The sequence below is a fragment of the uncultured Rikenella sp. genome (assembly GCF_947628055.1).
Taxonomy (GTDB): Bacteria; Bacteroidota; Bacteroidia; order Bacteroidales; family Rikenellaceae; genus Rikenella.
This window is the reverse complement of record NZ_CANQYJ010000162.1, coordinates 1-3,181: the sequence shown is the minus strand read 5'-3', so window position 1 is coordinate 3,181 and position 3,181 is coordinate 1. Positions and strand designations below refer to the sequence as shown.

General features: G+C 58.3%; 2 protein-coding genes. Both read left to right on the top strand.

Going from position 1 to position 3,181, the window contains the following annotated elements; translation table 11 throughout:
* The first annotated feature begins 659 nt into the window (after positions 1-659).
* The gene (locus Q0Z93_RS10010) at positions 660-1,340 is read left to right on the top strand and encodes an ATP-dependent Clp protease proteolytic subunit (protein WP_298065132.1); all 681 of its coding nucleotides are present in this window, start codon (positions 660-662) and stop codon (positions 1,338-1,340) included.
* 170 nt (positions 1,341-1,510) lie between these two features.
* Positions 1,511-2,773 carry an ATP-dependent Clp protease ATP-binding subunit ClpX gene (clpX, locus tag Q0Z93_RS10005; RefSeq protein WP_298065129.1) on the top strand — a complete coding sequence of 421 codons (1,263 nt, stop codon included), beginning with the start codon at positions 1,511-1,513 and terminating at the stop codon, positions 2,771-2,773.
* Positions 2,774-3,181 lie beyond the last annotated feature (408 nt).

The window sequence follows — 3,181 nt, the reverse complement described above, 5'->3', positions numbered from 1 at the left end:
CGGGTCGCCGCCAGCGGAAAGAGCAACGAGCACCGCCGAAGTTGCTCGCGCCGCGCGGGGTGGCGGCGACTCGCGCGCCCCGTCGGGCTGCGGTTGACCGAACACCCACAGGTAACAACCGGAGCTTCGTCCCGCTCGGAACCCAGCGGTACCGCCGGCTGTGCACTTTTGCGAAGTGCTATTTAAGGGTCGGACGCCCGGGAGAATTCGGGTAGTTCTAGCCCGGTTCGCGTGCCGAGCGGCACCGGCATCCGCGCGCGACGGCTGGAATAGGAAATCGTTCAAAAGCGCAGCTGCTTTTGAACAAGATTTCCGCCAGCGCACGGACAAAGAATGTTCATTCCGGCGCGCGGCGAAGAATGATTCTGAATAGTACCGGGTCGCCGCCAGCGGAAAGAGCAACGAGCACCGCCGAAGTTGCTCGCGCCGCGCGGGGTGGCGGCGACTCGCGCGACCAAAGGTCGCGGTTTACTTGGCTTCCGACAGGAAAACGGCCGGAGCCAGCGGGCTTGGGGTAGAGGTGGCTAATAAAACAGCCAACGGCTGCGGCTCGCGCGCCGCGCGGCACCCCGCCGTACAACCCTTGAAACCCAAAAACAACAGGCACTCCCCAATGGGAGACCCGAAAAACATAGATTACCCGATATTGCAAACGACACATGGACTATAAAAAAGAATTTGAACACTACGCACGGCTCGGACGAGGGATTTCGTCGCTCGCCATGCACCGCTACGGACAGATCACAGCCGAATACATCTCGCCCACCATCATCGAAGAACGGCAGCTCAACATCGCCACGATGGACGTTTTCTCACGGTTGATGATGGACCGGATTATCTTTCTCGGCGTGCCGATCTACGACGACGCCGCCAACATCATCCAGGCCCAGATGCTCTTTCTCGAATCCAACGACCCGAAAAGCGACATCCAGATATACCTCAATACGCCGGGAGGATCCGTGTCGGCAGGCCTCGGCATTTACGACACCATGCAGCTCATCGCGCCGGACGTGGCGACCATCTGCACCGGGATGGCCGCTTCGATGGGCGCCGTGCTGCTGACCGCAGGAACCAAAGGGAAACGGTCGGCCTTGCAGCACTCCCGCATCATGATCCACCAGCCGTTAGGAGGCGTCGAAGGGCAGGCCAGCGACATCGAGATCACCGCCAGGCAAATACTCAAGACCAAAGAGGAACTCTACACGATCTTGGCCGCACACAGCGGCGTGGACGTCAAGCAAATCGAACAGGACGCCGACCGCGACTTCTGGATGACCTCGCAGGAAGCAGCCGATTACGGCTTGATCGACGGCGTGCTGACCAAACGGGAAGGAATTTAAGCGGTTATATACTTTATTGCACCCGCATTTATCAACCATTTCCGGCTCGCGCCGGTGCCGCTCGGCACACGAACCGGGCCATTTTTTCACGACAAGCCCCCGGCGCAGAGCCGGATTTGAAAAAAGAAAAAATACATAATTGCGGGAATTTAAGCGAACGATTACGTTTTATGGCAGACAATCACAACAAAGGAAGAGATCAGGAACGGTGTTCGTTCTGCGGGGCGCCGGCAACGCAGGTGGGGATGATGATTCACGGGCAGGAGGCCATGATCTGCAACAACTGTGCGGAACGGGCGTGGGAGATCGTGCGCGAAGAGATGGAGAGCCGGGCCAAGAACGAGGCGGCTTCCACGATCGGGGAGGCTATGGCACTCTATACGCCGCAGTCGATCAAAGAATTTCTCGATCAATATGTCATCGGGCAGGATCGGGCGAAGAGATATATCGCCGTGGCGGTTTACAACCATTACAAACGGCTGATGCACACATTCGCGAATCCTTCCGACAAAGAAGACGCGGAAATCGAGCTGGACAAATCCAATATCCTGTTAGTGGGGGAGACGGGGACGGGGAAGACGCTGATTGCGCGGACGATTGCGCGGCTTCTCAACGTGCCGTTCGCCATCGTGGATGCCACGGCGCTGACCGAGGCGGGATATGTGGGGGAAGATGTCGAAAGCATCCTGTCGCGGCTGTTGCAGGCGGCGGACTACGATGTGGCGGCGGCGGAACGCGGAATCGTTTTCATCGACGAAATCGACAAGATCGCGCGCAAGAGCGACAACCCTTCCATTACGCGCGACGTGTCGGGCGAGGGGGTGCAGCAGGCGCTGCTGAAGATATTGGAAGGGACGGTGGTGAACGTGCCGCCGCAAGGGGGGCGGAAACACCCGGATCAAAAGTATATTCAGGTGAATACCAAGAATATTCTGTTCGTGGCGGGCGGAGCGTTCGACGGGGTGCAGAAAAAGATCGCCCAGCGGCTCAATACGCGGGTGGTGGGGTATGGCCAGCAGCAGAAGATCGCCGAGGTGGATCGGGACAATCTGTTGCAGTACATCACGCCGAAAGATTTGCGCAGCTTCGGGCTGATCCCGGAACTGATCGGGCGGCTGCCGGTGCTGACGTACTTGGAGCCGCTGGGGCGCGAAGCGTTGAGGCGGATCCTGACGGAGCCGAAGAATGCGATCGTGAAGCAGTATGTGCGGCTGTTCGAGCTGGACGGGGTGAAGTTGACGTTCGATCCGGAGGTGCTGGATTACATTGTGGACAAGGCGATCGAGTACAAATTGGGGGCGCGGGGGCTGCGTTCGATCTGCGAGGCGATCATGATGGATGCGATGTTCGAGGTGCCGGCGAGCAAGCGGAAGACGTTCCGTGTGAAATTAGACTATGCCCGCAGCCGGGTGGAGGCCATGCAGGTGGCTTGATGTAAGGATAGGGATCGGGGTATTTCTCCATCGCATCATCTATGAGATGGAGAAGTATTGTTTGATGTTCGCAAGAAGGCCTCCAATACGGCGCAGGAAGCCAAAAACGCATCACGGGGGAGTATCCTTTCCTTTGCCATCCTTGTCGGCCTGAGGGATATGGGTATCTTTATCATTTCGTGCAGCCTGCGGGGTTAGGGTAGTTCTATCCCGGCTCGGGTGCCGAGCGGCACCGCCTGCCCGGCGTAAGGGCAGTTCTGTACTTTAGGGTAATTACAGCCCGATTGGAGTGCCCAGCGGCACCCGCGCGCGACGGCTGGAGCAGGAAATTGTTCAAAAGCATGAATTGCTTTTGAACAGGATTTCCGCCAGCGCGCGGGACAAATATAGTTTCAGGTCGCAGCCTGC

Bases quoted from the DNA above. Each gene is read 5' to 3' on its own strand.
- Q0Z93_RS10010 (WP_298065132.1), top strand. From the start codon at position 660: ATGGACTATAAAAAAGAATTTGAACACTACGCACGGCTCGGACGAGGG.
- clpX (WP_298065129.1), top strand. From the start codon at position 1,511: ATGGCAGACAATCACAACAAAGGAAGAGATCAGGAACGGTGTTCGTTC.